The following is a 17,222-nucleotide window of genomic DNA, read 5'->3' on the forward strand; positions in this document are numbered from 1 at the left end:
GCGTCAACCCCGCCGAGACCAGCTGCACCTCCTGCGCGGCCTTGGCCACCGTGATCGTCTGCGTCGCGGTCTTCGCCGCCGCGTAGCCGTCGCCACCCGCCTGGTTCGCACTGATCACACACGACCCCGCATGCGCGAACGTCACCCGCGACCCCGAGATCGTGCACACCCCCGCCGGCGAGCCGCCCACCGAGAACACCACCGGATTACCAGAGCCACCGCCCGTCGCCGACACGTCGTACGTCGACCCCAACCCAGGCGACGACGGCGCCGTGGAGGTGAACGACACCGCCTGCGCCGTCAACGACTGATACGTGAGGACGATCCGACCGTCGCCCACCTGCACACCGGCCGCACCCGACACGTTCTGCACCGAGGGAGCCGCATAACCGGAGCCGCCGCCTCCGCCGCCCGCGTACGGCCCACCGTCCACGCCCACCGAGATGACCGCGTTGGAGCCACCTCCCCCGCCGCCCGCGCGGTAGCCGCCTCCGCCTCCGCCGCCGCCCCTGCTGGAGGTGGTCGCGCAGGGCTGCGGGGAGCAGGGCAGATCACCGTCTCCCCCTCGACCCCCGGTCGGCACGGACAACCCTCCTCCCAGGACGACGCTGCCGGACCCCGCGGTGGCGCCAGCGGCTCCTGCGGCGCCGTGCGAAGTCGCGGTCGCGGCGCCTCCCCCGGGGCGGTAACCCGATCCGCCGGGGGTGGCGGGCGCATCGCCACCCGCGCCACCTCCTGCTCCGCCGGTCACCGGGTAGTAGCTGAATCCTCCTGGGCGTCCCGCGCCTCCGCTCCCTCCGGCAACCAGCATGAGCGTGTCGCCGACTGCGAGAAAGCTTCCGCCGCTGCCGGAGGACGAGGCCGTCAGGACGCCTGACCCGCCTGACCCGCCCCCACCGAACCCGCCGGCACCACCGACCAGCACCGTGACGGTCTGCCCCGGCGATACCGGCACCGTCCCACTGCTCCGCCCGCCGCCACCGCCCGTGTTCACCGCGAAGGGCCCGTTGTACACGACGGATGCCGTCCCGGCTCCCAGAACAACGGCATCGACCGAGGTGACCCTCGCCGGCACCGTCCAGGTTTCGACCGCACCGGTGTAACCGAAGGTCACCGTGCACTGACCGTTCGCGTCGCACACCGGCGTCGGTGCTGCCGACGCCGGCTGGGCGCTCGCCCCGACCAGGACGACGGCCAGGCCCGAGGAGGTCAGGGCAGCGGAGAGGAGGGTGCCGAGCAGGGAACGCGTACGAGGCATGGGGAGCTCCGGGAGGAGTGAGGGGAGGGGAGTGAGGGGTACGACCGGCCCCGATGCCGTTTCGCACGATAGGCCCGCGACGGGGCCGGTGAACAGGATTTCGGCGGAGTCGTGAAACACCGATTCCGGACGCCGACGCGGCCGCCGTCCGCTCGGGACATTTGGCGTCACCGACAGCGATCCACCCGGAGCGTTGTGGAGCCCCACATAGAGCGCGTTATGTGGCGTGTGCCACAGTGCCCGGAGGTCGTGGTGCTCCTGTGCGGGGAGCGGCGCGGCGCCATGGGGAACCGATCAGGAGATTGCGATGACGACACCGACCGTCGAGTCCGCTGCACAGGAGCAGGAGCCGGGAGGTGTGCCCCGCCGCCGCTTCATCGGCTACGTGCTGGCCGGCACCACGCTCGCCGTGGCCGCCGACCTCAGCCTCGGGGAGTCGCGGGCACTCGCCGCGATCCCGTCGGGCCCGCAGATCGCCGACGCCTACGACCTCGAGGACCTCCAGACCGACGCGGCGCTGCCGACGGCGCAGCTGATCTCCATCACGATCACCAAGAAGGGGATCGCGGAGTTCGAGTTCCCGCGCGCCGAGGTGGGCCAGGGCATCATCACCTCGACGACGATGATCATCGCCGAGGAGCTCGACCTCCCGATGCGGCGTGTCAAGGTCACCCTCGCCCCGGCCCGCCCCGAGCTGCTGCTCAACCAGCTCACCGGCGGCTCGAACACCACGTTCTCCACCTACACGCCCATCCGCGTGGCCGCCGCGATCGCCCGCCAGCAGTTGCTGGAGGCCGCGGCGATCGAGTTCGGCACCACGGCCGACCGCCTCGTCACCGTCGCCGGCGTCGTCCGCGACCCGCTGACCGGCCAGAGCCGCAGCTACGGCGACCTCGCCGTCGGCGCGGCCAGCCAGGTCGTGAAGGCCGTCGAGGTCGCGCTGCGCCCGGAGAAGAAGTTCAAGGTCATCGGCAAGCCGCACAGCCGTCTCGACGCCGAGGACGCCGTCACCGGCAAGAAGCGGTTCACCACCGACCTCCAGGTGCCCGGCGCCCTGCCGACGATGGTGTGCCGCGCGCCCCAGCACCAGGGCACGCCGAAGAAGCTGCGCAACAAGGCGAAGATCCTCAAGATGCCCGGCGTCACCCACGTCGCCCAGGTGCCCACCGGTATCGCCGTGAGGGCCAAGACGTTCGGGCAGTGCATCGACGCCGTCCGCGCGATGGACGTCGAGTGGAACGCCGGTCCGGCCGACGGCGAGTCCGACAAGACGGTGCTGGCGAAGCTGCGCGCCGCGGAGTTCCCGCTCGCCGTGCCGGCCACCCCGCTGACCCAGACCGTCGACGTCGACGTCGCGTTCGCGTTCCGCTCCAGCGCCGCGCTGGAGACCTACAGCGCGATCGCCGACGTGCGTGCCGACTCCGCGGAGATCTGGGCCGGTCTCAAGGTGCCGATCCTCGCCCAGCAGAACATCGCCCAGATGGCCGGCCTCCAGCAGGACCAGGTCAAGGTGCACGTCATCACCAGCGGCGGCTCGTTCGGCCACAAGCTCTTCAGCGACCACGCGCTCGAGGCCGCGACCATCTCCAAGGCGATGGGCGTGCCGGTCAAGCTCATGTGGCACCGCGCCGACGAGCCGCGCCAGGGTCGTCTGCACCCGATGGCGACGTCCCGGGTGCGCGCCTCGATCCTGGCCGGTCAGGTCATCAGCTTCGAGCAGCGCCACACCAGCGTGGTCACCGACTTCAGCCACGGTCTCGGCGAGATCCTCACCTCAACCGCCGACTCGCTGCCGACCGGTCTGGGCGGCTACGGCTTCTCCCAGTCGATCTTCCTGCTGACCCAGCAGCTGCCCTACAACTTCGGCGTCGTCACGCAGCTGCTCAACGAGACCGACTCGAACTACCGCACCGGCTCGATGCGCAACATCTACTCCCCCGACGTCGCCGTGGCCGCCGAGCTGGCGATCGACCAGATCGCCGAGAAGCTGAAGGTCGACCCCGTCCAGTTCCGGCTCGACCACCTCAAGGACGAGCGGGTCAAGAAGGTGCTCCAGACCGTCGCCAAGAAGGGCCGCTGGGGCCGCAAGCTGCCGAAGGGCATGGCACAGGGCATCGCGGTGCACAAGGAGTACAAGGGCTGCAGCGCGGTGCTCGTCGAGATCGACTGCCGACCGCAGACCGTGAAGCGCGATCTCGGCCCCGAGACCGTCACCGGCCCCCGCGTCACCAAGGCGCACATCGCCATCGACCCCGGCCTGGTCATCAACCCGCGGGGCCTGGAGGCCCAGATGCAGGGCGGCTTCATGGACGGCCTCGCCCTCACCCTCACCAGCAGCTGCCACCTGCGCGACGGCAAGTTCCTCGAGGCCAGCTGGGACAACTACTTCTACACCCGCCAGTGGAACGTGCCGCCGGAGGTCAAGGTGCACATCGTCGACTCCGGCAGCTCCACGCCCGGTGGCGCCGGCGAGGCGGCGGTGGGCACCACGGCGGCCGCGGTCGCCTGCGCCTACGCCCGGGCCACCGGCTCGATCCCGGAGATGTTCCCCATCAACCACGACCACATCTCCTTCAAGCCCAAGACCTTCATCCCCCCGATCCCGCAGTCGCCGACCAACGGCCTCAAGACCGCGCGCTGAGCAGGAGAACGACATGCCCAAGCAGACATTCATCCTCAACGGCGAGAAGGTCACCATCGACGTCGAGGACGACGTCCGACTCCTGTGGGTCCTGCGCGACCTGCTCGGCGTCACCGGCCCCAAGTACGGCTGCGGCATCAACGTGTGCAAGGCCTGCACGAGCCACATCAACGGCAAGGCGTTCAACCCGTGCGCGACCCCGGTCGGCGACTTGAAGGCCGACGACGAGGTCACCACCATCGAGGGCCTCGCCGACACCGCGCCCGGCCCCGGGCTGCACCCGATGCAGAAGGCGTGGATCGACCGCGACGTCGCCCAGTGCGGCTACTGCCAGCCCGGGCAGATCATGGAGGCCGTGGCGCTGGTGCGGCGCCTGAAGAAGGAGGGTCGCGCCCTGCGCGACTCCGACTTCGACACGATCCGCAACATCTGCCGGTGCGGCACCTACACCCGCATCCGCGAGGCGATCGAGCAGGGCGCGAAGAACATGTGAGTCCGGCTCACTGAACGACACGAGGCCCGACCCCGGCATCCCGGGGTCGGGCCTCGTCGTGTTCGCGGGCGGTGGGCGCCGGCGGTCAGCGCAGCAGACCGCCGCCCAGTCCGGCACCGAGGCCGCCACCGACCAGACCGGTGAGGACGCCGTCGACGGCGTCGGTCACGGTGTCGACCAGGCTGACGACCGGCTGGGTCACCGGCTCGGTGGCACCGCCCGTGGCGGAGTCGACGGCGTCGGTCACGGTGACGACGATCGGGTCGACCAGCGCGGAGACCGGACCCTCGCCGGTGGAACCGCCGCCGTCGCCGCCACCGTTCGAGCCGCCGCCGTTCGAGCCACCACCGTTCGAGCCGCCGCCGCTGGAGCCGCCGTCGCCGTCCGCGGGACCGTTCTGGTCACCCGAGCCCTTGCCGCCGGTGCGCGGCGGGCGGGCCTCGATGACGGCGCCGGAGACGACGGTGGAGACCACCGGCGCGGTGGTCGGCTCATCATCGTCGAAGGTCAGGCCGTCGAACGGGTTGTCACCGTCGTCGGTCGGGGCGGCCGTGTCGTCGGGTGCGGGGGCGGTCGGCGCCGCGGCGGGCGAGTCCTTCTCGTCGTCGGGGAGCTCGGCCACGATCGCGGCCGCACCGGCGAGCAGCGTGACCGCAGCCAGCACCAGCAGACCCTTGCGGCGCCGGGGCGGCGGGGTGGCACCGACGACGGTGACGGACGGTCCGGCAGCCTCCGCGCCCGCGGCACCCGCGGCGACGGCTCCCGCGGCGACGGCAGCACCACCGCCCTCAGCGGCCGCCTCGCCCCCGGCCTCGGCGCCGGACTCGGCGCCGGCAGCGGCCGCGGCTGCCGCGGCTGCGGCGGCGCCCTCCTCGTCGCCGACCTGCGCGAGGTAGGCCGCGGCGTCGAAGGCGCCGTCGTTCTTCTTCTTGCCGAACATCGGTACTCCTGGGGGAAAGGGGGAGGCGGGGACGGTTACCCGTCGGGGCATTCAGTGCCCATGCTGGCGCAGATCGACCCCGGCGCGCCGGGGTTCTCGCGCGTTGGTGCTGTGACCGCTCTCTCCCGGGCCCGCGACCCGCCATGATGCGCCCATGACGTCCCGCTCCGGCAGCACCTCGACCGACCTGCGCCGCGCCCGCCTCGCCGGCCTCGCCTACGTGGCTCTCGCCGGTCTCGACACCGCGCTCGCCGGCTCCGCATCCGCCTCCCGGCGGCGCGCCCGCGTCCTGGTCAAGCCGCTGCTCATGCCGGCCCTGGCCGCCTCGTTCGCGGCGGCCACGCACGGACGCGCCGACACCCCCGCCCGGCGGGCGACGCTGGCCGCCCATGGCCTGAGCTGGGCGGGCGACGTCGCCCTGCTCGAGCCGGGCGAGACCCGCTTCCTGGCGGGCGTCGGCGGGTTCCTGGGCGCCCACCTGGCCTACCTGCGGGTCTTCGGCGAGCACGGTCGGCCGCTGGGCGATCCGGCCGGACGCCGTGGCCCCCTGGCCGCCGCCGCACTGTGGTCGGTGGCCGCGCCCGTGATGGCGCGCGGCGCCGGCCGCACCGCGCCCGCACTGCGGCTGCCGGTCATGGGCTACATCGGCGTCCTGCTGGCGATGGGGGCCGCCAGCACCCGTCTCGCGGACGACGTCGACCCCCGCGCCGCGGCCACGATCCGGGCCGGCGCGGCGCTCTTCCTGACCTCCGACACCGTCATCGGCACCCGCGAGTTCCTGCTCACCGATCCGGGCCCCCGATCGGACGCCGTCGTGATGGCCACCTACACCGCGGGCCAGGGCCTCATCGCCCTCGGCATCGCGCGGATGCTGGAGAAGCATCGGTGATGGGTTAGCCTGCTGATGCAGGATCGATCCGTTCCGCCCGGTCCTCAGGCGTGTTGCAGCCCCCACGGTTCCACGTCGACACCGATGTCTCTCGGCGGGATCGCCTGAACAGATCGAGAACCCATGTCTGCGCCTACCTTCCGTGATGCCGGCGTGCCCGCATCCCTCGTCCGCGTGCTCGCCGATCGCGGCATCACCACGCCCAGCCCCATCCAGGCCGCCACGCTGCCCGACTCCCTTGCCGGCCGCGACCTGCTCGGCCGCGGTCGCACCGGCTCGGGCAAGACCTACGCCTTCCTGCTGCCGCTGGTGGCCCGCCTCGAGGCGTCCGGACGCCGTCCGGCCGCGAAGCGTCCGCGCGCGGTGATCCTGGCCCCCACCCGCGAGCTGGTCACCCAGATCGAGGAGTCCCTCGCCCCGCTGGCCGGCGCCACGGGCCTGAAGGTCCGCACGGTCTTCGGCGGCGTCGGTCAGACCCCGCAGGTCAAGGCGCTCGCTGCTGGCGTCGATATCGTCATCGCCTGCCCGGGCCGCCTCGAGGACCTCATGAAGCAGGGCGCCTGCGTGCTCGACCGGGTCGAGATCACCGTGCTCGACGAGGCCGACCACATGGCCGACCTCGGCTTCCTGCCCGGCGTGCGCCGCATCCTGGACGCCACTCCTGCCGACGCGCAGCGGATGTTCTTCTCCGCCACCCTCGACAACGCCGTCGGCGTGCTGGTGAAGCGGTTCATGACGAACCCGGTCACCCACGAGGCCGACCCGGCCACCTCGCCGGTCGCCACCATGGACCACCACGTGCTGCGCCTCCAGCGCGAGCACAAGCTCCCGGTGCTCGTCGACCTCGCCAGCGCGCCGGGCCGCACGGTCATCTTCACCCGCACCAAGCACGGCGCGAAGGCGCTGAGCCGCAAGCTCAACGAGAACGGCGTGCCGACCGTCGAGCTGCACGGCAACCTCGCCCAGAACGCCCGCACCCGCAACATGGACGCCTTCCACTCCGGCAAGGCGACGACGCTGGTGGCCACCGACATCGCCGCCCGCGGCATCCACGTCGACGACGTCACCCTCGTGGTGCACGCCGACCCGCCGGCCGAGCACAAGGCCTACCTGCACCGCTCGGGCCGTACCGCCCGCGCGGGATCGGCCGGTCTGGTCATCACGCTGATGACCCCCGACCAGGTCGGCGACGTCCGCGCCCTCACCCGGGCCGCCGGCATCAAGCCGACCACCACGAGCCTCGCCGGCCCGCAGGACGCCGTCCTCGCCGAGCTGGTGCCCGGCGAGCGGGTGCGGCGCACGGTCGAGGAGCTCCGCGTCGCGGTCGCGCCGGCCCGACCGGAGACCTCCGGCGGCACCGGTCGTGGCGGCAACGGCGGCGGCGCCGGCAACGGCGGGAGCCGTCGTCGGCGCAGCGGCCGCGGACGCGGCACCGGCTCGGCTGCAGGCTCGGCTGCGGGCTCGGCCGCGGGCTCTGCTGCGGGCTCCGGCGGCCAGCGCACCGGCGGCCAGGGGTCGGGCGGCCAGGGGTCGGGCGGCACGGGTGGTCAGCGCTCGGGTGGTCAGCGCTCGGGCGGCCAGCGCTCGGCCCAGGGCGGCGCGCGGACGACGTCCGGCAGCTCCTCCTCGCACAGCGCCGCGTCCTTCAGCGGCGGCGGGCGACGCCGAGGTCGCTGACCGCGATCGGAGCGGCCGAGCGTGCCGGAGGCGGCTCCGAGGCGGCTCGCACGCTGCGCACAGGGTTCGCACAGGCTCCCTGGACACGGTGGGTCCCGACCACGACGGACCACTCCCCAGGAGCGCCACGATGACCACCATCCCCGATCCCGACCAGACCCCCGAGGGCCCCGCCTACGAGGGGCGTCTGCTCGCCCGTCCCGCGGACGAGGTGGTCGACCAGGGCGTCGGCTTCGACCTCGGCACCCTGGCCAGCCGCCGCAACGTGCTCGCCTTCCTCGGCCTGGGCGTCGGCTCCCTCGCCCTCGCGGCCTGCGGCGGCGACTCCAGCGGCAGCACCACCGTCAGCACCGGGACGGCGTCCACCGGCACGGCCACGACCGCGACCGGCGAGATCCCGCAGGAGACCAACGGCCCCTACCCGGCCGACGGCACCAACGGCCAGAACGTGCTCTCCGACTCCGGCATCGTGCGCCGCGACATCACCGCGAGCCTGGACGGCGGGACGGTCGCCGAGGGCGTGCCGCTGGAGTTCACCTTCACCCTCACCGACGGCGAGAAGCCCTTCGAGGGCGCGGCCGTCTACATCTGGCAGTGCAACGCCACGGGCGGCTACTCGATGTACACCGCGGGCCTGGAGAACGAGACCTACCTGCGCGGCGTGCAGGTGGCCGACGCCGACGGCACGGTCACCTTCACCACCATCGTGCCCGGCTGCTACCTCGGCCGCTGGACCCACATCCACTTCGAGGTCTATCCCGACGTCGACTCGGCCACCAACGCCGAGAACGCCATCGCCACCTCGCAGGTCGCGTTCCCGGAGAAGATGCTCGACGCGGTCTACGCCCTCGACACCTACACCGGCTCGGCCGACAACCTGGCCCAGATCACGCTGGCCACCGACAACGTCTTCAGCGACGGCTACGACCTCCAGATGGGCACCTTCACCGGCAGCCCGACGAAGGGCTACCGGGGGTCGCTGGCGGTGGCCATCGACACCTCCACCTCGCCGTCGGTGCCCGCTGCGGGCGGCGCGAGCCGCGACCGGCAGCCGGGCGGGACTCCCCCGTCGGGCGGCCCCGGTGGCCCCGGTGGCACCCCGCCCAGCGGCGCCCCGACCGGCACCCCGCCGAGCGGCGCCCCGACCACCTCGTCCTGAGTACGGGCCCCGGGGTCGCCCCGGGAATCACCCGGCGTCGAGCTGCAGCCGCTGCGCCTCGGCCGCCAGGAACAGATGGACGACGTCGAGGGGTCGCTTGAGATCGCGTCCGACCAGCGAGGTCAGCTTCGTGAGCCGGTAGCGCACGGTGTTGGGGTGGCAGTGCAGGAGCCGCCCGGCACCCTCGGCCGACCCCTCGGCGTCCAGCCAGGCGCGGAAGGTCTCGAGCAGGCGCTCGACCTCGCCGTCCGGCAGCTCGCCGAGCGCCCCGAGGACGTCGCGGCGCAGGTCGTCGGCCAGCACCGGCGATCCGAGCAGCAGCCCCGGCACGCGGGCGTCGTCGAAATGGGTGAGCGCACCGGCGCCGGGCACCGAGGCCTCCCGCGCGAGCCGCGCCTGCGCGACCGCGGCGGGGGTCTCGGTGAGACCGGTGTAGACCCGGCTGACCCCGATCCGCCCCAGCGTCAGCGAGGCGAGGTGCGCGGCCAGCCGGTCGAGGCGGTAGGTGGGCGTGAGCATGGCGAGCCCGATCTCGACGTCGACCTCCGAGCGCCAGGCCGACCGCACGCCCAGGGCCGCCAGCGTCTTCTCCACCGACGGCGCGCTGCCGCTCACCTCGGGACCCTCGGCCACCTGCACGCCGCGCGGCCCCTGCTCCTCGCCCCCCTCGGACTCGGCGGACTCGGCCGACTCGGCCGGCTCGCAGACGATGACGACGAACTGGCCGGTGGCCGGCAGCCGCAGCACATCGGCCATCTCGGCCAGCGTGCGGCCCTGCGGCGCGATGCCGCTGAAGATCGCCGCGAGAGCGGCTTCGCGCAGTCGCGCATCGCGCAGCAGCTGCTCGGTCTCGACGTCGCGGTAGGCGGCGGCGAGCTCCTGGGAGTAGACGTCGAGCGCGGTCCACAGCTTCTGCGCGGAGGCGAGCAGGGCCCGTGACGCCTCCGGGTCGGGGCTGCACAGCTCGACGAGGTCGCTCCAGATCGTGATCACGCCGAGCCGGTAGGCGTGCAGCACCGGCGGCAGCGGGACGCCCTGCCCCGCCCGGGTGCGGCCGGTGCGACGGGGCGCCGCGACCGACGCCGTCTCCTCCATCATCAGCGACTGGAGCAGGCCCACCAGGTTGGGGCGCACGGACTCGATGAGCTGCTCCCAGGTGACGGTGGTCAGGTAGATCGGCTCGGCCTCGCGGATCTGATGGGAGACCCGTTCGGTGAGCCCGTCGATGTCCTCGAGGATCCGCTCGCAGGCGGCGACGACGACAGGGGCGGTGACCATCGGCCGACCGGGAGCACGGACGGCGGTTGTTCTCACGAACAAAGATTCCCACACGATGTGATCGCGGTCACCATGGTCCCCACCGGGTGGACGACGCGAAGGTAGGGCCACGTTGTGGTGCAGGTCACCCCGCCCGCACCACGATCCCGCACCGGCCTCCGGGCCGACCCTCCCCTGCCTCACTCACCCCCCTTCACCCCCAGGACGCCGACGCCTGCCGTCGTCGTCCGGTCGGAGCGTCCCCTGTGAACCTCGCCGAGCACCTCGACCGGGCAGCGCTGCTGCACGGGCCGCGGCCTGCGCTCCGCGACGGCGCGACGCTGCTCGACCACCGCGCGCTGGCCGATCGGTCGGTGCGGGCGTCGGTCGTGCTGAGCGGGGCGGGGGTGGGCGTGGGCGACCGGGTGGCCCTGGTGCTGCCCCACACCGCCGACTTCGCGATCTGGTACTTCGCGGTGCTGCGGCTCGGTGCGGTCGCGGTCGCGCTCGATCCGGCCGCCCCGGAGACCGTGCAGCACCGCCAGATCCGCCAGGTCGACGCCGCCCTCGTCGTCGCCTGGGCACCCGCGCCGACCCTGGCCCTGCCGGGCCATCCGGTGCTCGACGCAGACCGGGTCGATCTCGCGTCGGCGTCCGGTGACCCCGACGCTCCTGTGCCGGTCGGGCAGGTCGGGCCGGTCGGGCCGGTCGGGCCGGTTCCGCGCGATGCCGACGACCTGGCCGTCCTCGTCTATACCTCCGGCACGACCGCGCCGCCCAAGCCCGCGGCGCTCACCCACGGCAACCTCGTGCACGACGCGCACCAGGTGGCCGTCGAGGTGCTGGAGCTGACCCAGGACGACGTGCTGCTCGGCCTGCTGCCCTTCCACGGCGCCTTCGGTCAGACCTGCGTGCTCAACGCGGCCCTCCTCGCCGGCGCCTCGATCGCCCTGGCGCCGCGCGAGGAGCCGGCCCGAGCCGTCGACGTGCTGGTGCGCGAGGGCGCGACGGTGCTCCTCGGCGTCCCCTCGATGATGCAGGCCCTGCTCGCGGCCGCCGGGCCCGACGACCTGGCCGCCGCCCGCGTGCGGGTGTGCCTGTGCGGCGGGGCGGCGCTGCCGCTGGGGCTGCTGCTCGACCTCGAGCGGCGGCTCGGCTGCGTCGTCCTCGAGGGCTACGGGCTCTCCGAGGCGGCACCGGTGGTGGCCGCCAACCGCATCGACCGGCGCCGGCTGGGCTCGGTCGGGCTCCCGCTGGACGGCGTCGAGGTGCGCGTCGCGCCGTCCGCGACCGACGGGACCGGGCCCGACGCCGTCGGGGAGCTGCTGGTGAGCGGGCGCACCGTGATGGCCGGCTACTGGGGTCCGCACGGCGTCGAGACCGACACGCTGGCCGACGGCTGGCTGCACACCGGCGACCTGGGGCACCGCGACGCCGACGGCTTCCTGCACGTGCTCGACCGCGCCACCGAGGTGATGTGGCGCGGCGGCCACGCGGTCTACCCGCGGGCGATCGAGCAGGTGCTCTACGACCACCCCGGCGTCCGCGAGGCGGCGGTGGTGGAGGTGCCGGTCGAGCGAGCGGGCGGCGGCGAACCCGACCTGGTCGCCTTCGTCGTCCTCGAGCCCGGGTCGGCGGCCGACCCGGCGCGGCCCGGCGACCTCCTGCGCGACCTCGCCCGGCAGCTCGGCCGGCTGCCCGCCCACGCCCGCCCGGCGCGCGTGGAGATCACGGCCGCACTCCCCAAGACCCGCACCGGGAAGATCCTCAAGCGCGCGTTGCGAACGGCGGTACAGGCATGAGCAGACCCATCCTCGAGGTCCGCGGACTCGCGGTCACCTACGGCGGAGCGGTGGAGGCGCTCCGCGGCATCGACCTCACGGTCGAGCGCGGCCACGTCGTCGCGCTGCTCGGCAGCAACGGCGCCGGCAAGACGACGCTGCTGCGGGCGCTGTCGGGCACGTTGCGGCTGCACCGCGCCCGGGTCGATGCCGGCACGATCACCTACGACGGCACCGACATCACCCGCGCCGAGACCGCGCGCACGGTGGCCGCGGGTCTGGTGCAGGTGCCCGAGGGACGCCGCATCTTCACCCGACTGACCGTCGAGGAGAACCTCCGCGCCGGCGGCCTGGGCACCCGCGACCGCGCCGCCCGCGAGGCCGCGCACGCCCGCGTGCTCGAGCTCTTCCCCGTGCTGGCCCAGCGACGGCACCAGCGCGCCGGCCTGCTCTCCGGCGGTGAGCAGCAGATGCTCGCCATCGGCCGCGGCCTGATGGCCGGGCCGCAGCTGCTGCTGCTCGACGAGCCGTCCCTCGGTCTGGCGCCGCGGGTCATCGGCCAGATCGGCGAGGTGGTGCGCGAGATCCACGCCCAGGGCACCTCGGTGCTGCTGGTGGAGCAGAACGCGGCGATGGCGCTCGGCGTGGCCGACGAGGCGTTCGTCCTCGACGTCGGGCGGGTCTCCCTCGCCGGGCCGGCCGCCGAGCTGGCGCAGAGCGACGCCGTCCAGCGGCTCTACCTGGGCCACGGCTCCGAGCACGGAGCCGGTGCTCCGGACGCCGCCGAGCCCGCCCGTCCGCGCCGCACCCTCTCGCGGTGGACCGCATGAGCGCCCCGGCCGCGGCCCCCGCAGGCGTCGCCCTGCGTCCCGACCTCACCGACCTCGAGGTGCAGGGGGTGACCGTGCGGTTCGGCGCGCTGACCGCACTCGACGACGTCTCCTTCACCGTCGCCCGGGGCGCGATCCACGCCGTCATCGGCCCCAACGGCGCCGGGAAGTCGACGATGTTCAACGTGCTCTCCGGGGTCTACCAGGTGAGCGCCGGCACCGTGCGGTTCGCCCGCCACGACCTCACCGAGCTGGCACCGCACCGCATCGCCGAGCTCGGCATCGCGCGGGCCTTCCAGAACATCGCGCTCTCGGGTCGCCAGACGGTGCTCGACAACCTCCTGCTGGGCCGGCACCGGCTCATGCGCACCGGCTTCCTGGCCGCCGGCCTGCGGACGCCGTCCGCGCGACGCGAGGAGGAGCGCCACCTCGAGCGGGTGCGCGAGATCGCGGAGTTCATCGAGCTGGGCGACAAGCTGCACCTGCCGGTCGGGGGCCTCTCCTACGGCGACCAGAAGCGGGTCGAGGTCGGGCGTGCGCTCGCCACCGAGCCGCGCGTCCTGCTGCTCGACGAGCCGGTGGCCGGCATGAACGCCGAGGAGACGCGGCGCATGGGGATCTCGATCCGGGAGATCCGCGACGCGCTCGGCATCAGCGTCGTGCTCGTCGAGCACGACATGGGGATGGTCATGGGCCTCGCCGACCGGGTCACGGTGCTCGACTTCGGCCGCCGCATCGCCGACGGCACGCCCGCCGAGGTGCAGGCCGACCCCGAGGTGATCCGCGCCTATCTGGGCACGGGCGCCGACGAGCCGATCGAGCTCGACAAGCACGACGAGAAGAAGACGGAGGTGCGGGGATGACCCAGTTCCTGTCGCTGCTGGTCAACGGGCTCTCGCTCGGCGCGATCTACGCGCTGATCGCGCTCGGGTTCGTGATCATCTTCAAGGCCAGCGAGGTCGTGACCTTCATGCAGGGCTCGCTGCTGCTGCTGGGCGCCTACCTCATCGCGCGCCTGCACGACTCCATCGGCTTCTGGCCGGCCGTGATCGTCGGCCTGCTCGGCACCGCGGCGGCGTCGGTCGCCATGGAGCGGCTGGTCATCAGCCGCCTGCGCGGCGCCCCGACCATCAGCCTGGCCATCGTCACCATCGGCGCCGACCTCATCCTGCTCACCGAGCTCACCCGGCGCATCGGCTCGGACATCCTCAGCGCCGGCCACCCGTGGGGCGGCGACTCGATCCGCTTCGGCGGCGTCGGCATCCCGACCAACCGGGTGCTGGCGATCCTCGTCGCCGGCATCCTCATCGGGGCCTTCTTCGCGGCCTTCAAGTACTCCTCCTGGGGCGTCGCGATGCGCGCCGCGGCCGAGGACGGCGAGGCGGCCGCGCTCATGGGCATCCGCCTCGGTCGGGTCTCGATGACGGCCTGGGCGATCGCCGGCGTCCTCGCCGCGACCGCCGGCCTGTTCGCCATCGGCTCCCCCACCCCGGGCGCCACACCGGCGGTCTCGCTGGTGGCGCTCAGCGCCATCCCGGCAGCGATCCTCGGCGGCCTGGACTCCACCGGCGGCGCCCTGGTCGGCGGCCTCATCATCGGCGTCGCCGAGACGATGGCCGCGGGCTACCAGGACGACCTCCTCTTCCTCGGACGCGGCTTCGGCAGCGTCGTCCCCTACGTCGTGATGGTCGCGGTGCTCCTCGTGCGACCCTCCGGCCTCTTCGGTACCAGGGATGTGACCCGTGTCTGACGCCGTCGCCACCGCCGACCCCGCCGACCCCGCCGGCCCCGCCGGCCCCGCCACCTCAGCGCCGCCGATCGACCCGCCTGCCACCGCGCGAGGACGCCGTCCTGCCGTGCTGCGCCTGCTCGGGGGTGCCGCGGGCACCGTCGTGCTGCTCGCGCTGCCGCTCTACGTCGACTCCTTCTGGCTCGACACCGGCTTCGCGATCTTCGCCGCCGTCATCGGCGCCGTGGGACTGACGATGCTGGTCGGCACGACCGGACAGCTGTCGCTGGCGCACGCCTTCTTCCTCGCCGTCGGCGCCCTCACCTACACCTACGTGTCGGGGTCGCCGGGCGGGGTCTCCAAGCCCTACGGCGGCTGGGAGCTGCCGCCGCTGGTCGGGATGGTCGCCGGCATCGGCGTCGCCGGACTCGCCGGCCTGCTCGTGAGCCCGATGGCCGCCCGACTGCGCGGCATCTACCTGGGCATCGCGACCCTCGGACTGGTGTTCATCGGCGAGCACATCTTCAACACCTGGACCTCCGTCAGCGGCGGCTTCAACGGCCGCCTGGTGCCGGCGTTCGAGCTGTTCGGGTTCTCCTTCGCAGGCAACGAGGGCCCCTACCTGGAGGTGCTCGGCGTGCCGTTCGGCCGTTCGGAGCGGCTCTGGTACCTCGGCCTCGTGCTGTGCGTGGCGGCCTGCTGGTTCGCGCACAACCTGCTGCGCTCACGGCCCGGCCGCGCCCTGCAGATGGTGCGCGACAGCGAGGTCGCCGGCAGTGTCATCGGCATCGACATCCAGGACTACAAGGCGAAGGTCTTCCTCGTCTCCTCGATGTACGCGGGCCTGGCCGGCGTGCTGTTCGCGCTCTCGATCGGCTCGATCGCGCCGGAGACCTTCTCGCTGCGGCTCTCGGTGCTCTACCTCGCGATGGTCGTGCTCGGCGGTCTCGGCAGCGTGCGCGGCGCGGTGCTGGGCGCCGTGTTCGTCACCGCGCTGCCCCTGGTCTTCCAGGAGTACGCCGCCTCGCTGCCGTTCATCGTCGAACCCGGCGAGCCCGGCATCATCGCCAGCCAGGCGGCGGCGTTCCTCTTCGGACTGGCGATCATCCTCGTCGTCCTCTTCGAGCCCGGCGGTCTCGTCGGGCTCGCCCACCGACTCCGGCATCCCCGCGGCCGTCGCCCCACCGGGACTCACCCCGGCGGCGGATCGCACCGTGCCGAGAACCCCCCGTCGGCGTCCGCCGACCCGTCACCAGGAGGAAACCCCACGTGAACACCACCACCAACCGATGGTTGGCCACCCTGGCCACCGTCACCGTGCTGGTCGGCGCCGCCGGTTGCAGCACCAAGGCCGACGACGACGCCGGCTCGGGATCGGGCGACGTGAAGACGGGCCGGGGCGTCAAGGGCACCACCATCACCGTCGGGTCGCTGACCGACCTCACCGGGCCGTTCGCCGCGCTCGGCACCGACTTCACCAACGCCCAGGCGCTGTACTGGCAGGAGCGCAACGCCGGCGACAAGGTGTGCGGCACCTACACGGTCAAGGAGAAGGTCAAGGACTACGGCTACGACGTCCAGAAGGGCGTGCAGCTCTACTCCTCGATCCGCGAGGACGTGCTCGCGATGGAGCAGGTGATCGGCTCGCCGCTCAACGCCAGCCTCTCCGAGCAGTACGACGCCGACAAGATGGTCAACATCCCCGGCGCCTGGGCGCAGGCGCTGACCGAGGACCCGCAGAACGCGCTCGTCGGCGCCACCTACGAGGTCGAGATGATCAACGCGCTCAACTACGTGCTCGACCAAGGCCTCATCTCCGACGGCGGCACCCTGGGCCACATCTACTTCGAGGGCGAGTACGGCGAGGGCGGACTCGGCGGCTCGACGTACTTCGCGAAGAAGCACGACATGAAGCTGGTCGAGGTGCAGATCCAGCCCACCGACACCGACATGACCGCCGCGGTCACCAAGCTCGCCGCCGAGGGCGTCGACGCGATCGCGATCACCACCGGCCCGACCCAGACGGCGTCCATCGCCGGAGTGGCCGCGGCCGCCGGGCTCGACGTCCCGCTCGTCGGCAACAACCCGACGTACTTCCCCGGCCTGCTCGACACCCCGGCCGGCCCGGCCCTGCTGAAGAACATGTACGTCGCCTCGCCGGTCAACACCTTCGACGCGGCGCCCGACCTGCTCAAGCGCTACCAGAAGAAGTTCAAGAAGGTGCCCACCATCGGCGCGGTGTTCGGCTACGCCTCCGCCGATGTGATGCGCCAGATCCTCGACAAGGCCTGCGAGGACGGCGACCTCACGCCGGCCGGCGTGACGAAGGCCAAGGAGGAGATGGGCACGGTCAAGACCGGCGGCCTCGCGGTGCCGGTGAAGTTCGCGGTGGGCAAGTCCTCCAGCGACTCGGTCTTCATCCTGCGGCCCGCCGACGTCCCCGGCGGCGCCAAGGCGGCGACCAAGCTCTACACCTCGAAGGACGCCTCGGCGTTCATCAAGGGCTGAGCACCCACCCGAACGGCGACGCCCCGCCCCGTCCCCCCATCAGGGGCGGGGCGTCGTCAT

General features: G+C 73.0%; 14 protein-coding genes. 11 read left to right on the plus strand and 3 right to left on the minus strand.

The window, feature by feature from the left end; all coding sequences use genetic code 11:
- Window positions 1–373 (minus strand): hypothetical protein (locus ABD671_RS12305; protein WP_344733675.1); only part of this gene is annotated, 373 nt, incomplete at its 3' end.
- Window positions 374–1,565: 1,192 nt separating this feature from the next.
- On the opposite strand from ABD671_RS12305, the gene ABD671_RS12310 reads away from it, so the two are divergent.
- Entirely contained in the window at window positions 1,566–3,899 is a 2,334-nt protein-coding gene (locus ABD671_RS12310) for a molybdopterin cofactor-binding domain-containing protein (protein ID WP_344733676.1), read from the plus strand.
- A gap of 13 nt (window positions 3,900–3,912) precedes the next feature.
- Window positions 3,913–4,392: a (2Fe-2S)-binding protein gene (locus ABD671_RS12315; protein ID WP_344733677.1), complete on the plus strand. Its 480-nt coding sequence runs from the start codon at window positions 3,913–3,915 to the stop codon at window positions 4,390–4,392.
- Window positions 4,393–4,477: 85 nt separating this feature from the next.
- Here the strand turns inward: ABD671_RS12315 and ABD671_RS12320 are convergent, their stop codons facing one another.
- A complete protein-coding gene (locus ABD671_RS12320) occupies window positions 4,478–5,332 on the minus strand; it encodes a hypothetical protein (RefSeq protein ID WP_344733678.1) in 855 nt (284 codons plus the stop codon).
- Between the two features lie 154 nt (window positions 5,333–5,486).
- Between ABD671_RS12320 and ABD671_RS12325 the strand changes: the two genes are divergently transcribed.
- From ABD671_RS12325 to ABD671_RS12335, 3 genes are all read left to right on the plus strand, one after another.
- Window positions 5,487–6,221 carry a lysoplasmalogenase gene (locus tag ABD671_RS12325; protein WP_344733679.1) on the plus strand — a complete coding sequence of 245 codons (735 nt, stop codon included), beginning with the start codon at window positions 5,487–5,489 and terminating at the stop codon, window positions 6,219–6,221.
- 153 nt (window positions 6,222–6,374) lie between these two features.
- Window positions 6,375–7,898: a DEAD/DEAH box helicase gene (locus ABD671_RS12330; RefSeq protein ID WP_344733680.1), complete on the plus strand. Its 1,524-nt coding sequence runs from the start codon at window positions 6,375–6,377 to the stop codon at window positions 7,896–7,898.
- A 130-nt stretch (window positions 7,899–8,028) separates the two neighbouring features.
- The gene (locus tag ABD671_RS12335) at window positions 8,029–9,057 is read left to right on the plus strand and encodes an intradiol ring-cleavage dioxygenase (RefSeq protein WP_344733681.1); all 1,029 of its coding nucleotides are present in this window, start codon (window positions 8,029–8,031) and stop codon (window positions 9,055–9,057) included.
- 27 nt (window positions 9,058–9,084) lie between these two features.
- On the opposite strand, the gene ABD671_RS12340 is transcribed toward ABD671_RS12335, so the two are convergent.
- On the minus strand, window positions 9,085–10,335 hold the full coding sequence (locus tag ABD671_RS12340; RefSeq protein ID WP_344733682.1) for a PucR family transcriptional regulator: 1,251 nt from the start codon (window positions 10,333–10,335) through the stop codon (window positions 9,085–9,087).
- A 245-nt stretch (window positions 10,336–10,580) separates the two neighbouring features.
- On the opposite strand from ABD671_RS12340, the gene ABD671_RS12345 reads away from it, so the two are divergent.
- The 6 genes from ABD671_RS12345 to ABD671_RS12370 are packed head-to-tail and all read left to right on the plus strand — an operon-like array spanning window position 10,581 to window position 17,162.
- A complete protein-coding gene (locus tag ABD671_RS12345; RefSeq protein WP_344733683.1) occupies window positions 10,581–12,116 on the plus strand; it encodes an AMP-binding protein in 1,536 nt (511 codons plus the stop codon).
- A complete protein-coding gene (locus ABD671_RS12350) occupies window positions 12,113–12,925 on the plus strand; it encodes an ABC transporter ATP-binding protein (RefSeq protein ID WP_344733684.1) in 813 nt (270 codons plus the stop codon). Before ABD671_RS12345 ends, ABD671_RS12350 begins: the two co-directional genes overlap by 4 nt.
- Complete coding sequence (locus ABD671_RS12355; RefSeq protein WP_344733902.1) at window positions 12,922–13,788, plus strand: ABC transporter ATP-binding protein; 867 nt, start codon at window positions 12,922–12,924, stop codon at window positions 13,786–13,788. The genes ABD671_RS12350 and ABD671_RS12355 overlap by 4 nt, the downstream gene beginning before the upstream one ends.
- The gene (locus ABD671_RS12360) at window positions 13,785–14,675 is read left to right on the plus strand and encodes a branched-chain amino acid ABC transporter permease (RefSeq protein ID WP_344733685.1); all 891 of its coding nucleotides are present in this window, start codon (window positions 13,785–13,787) and stop codon (window positions 14,673–14,675) included. Before ABD671_RS12355 ends, ABD671_RS12360 begins: the two co-directional genes overlap by 4 nt.
- Window positions 14,668–15,927 carry a branched-chain amino acid ABC transporter permease gene (locus ABD671_RS12365; protein ID WP_344733686.1) on the plus strand — a complete coding sequence of 420 codons (1,260 nt, stop codon included), beginning with the start codon at window positions 14,668–14,670 and terminating at the stop codon, window positions 15,925–15,927. Before ABD671_RS12360 ends, ABD671_RS12365 begins: the two co-directional genes overlap by 8 nt.
- Window positions 15,924–17,162 (plus strand): ABC transporter substrate-binding protein, encoded by a 1,239-nt coding sequence (locus ABD671_RS12370; protein WP_344733687.1) that lies wholly within the window; start codon window positions 15,924–15,926, stop codon window positions 17,160–17,162. The genes ABD671_RS12365 and ABD671_RS12370 overlap by 4 nt, the downstream gene beginning before the upstream one ends.
- Window positions 17,163–17,222: the final 60 nt, after the last annotated feature.

Origin of the sequence: Nocardioides fonticola (assembly GCF_039536805.1) — a bacterium.
Lineage (GTDB): Bacteria > Actinomycetota > Actinomycetes > Propionibacteriales > Nocardioidaceae > Nocardioides > Nocardioides fonticola.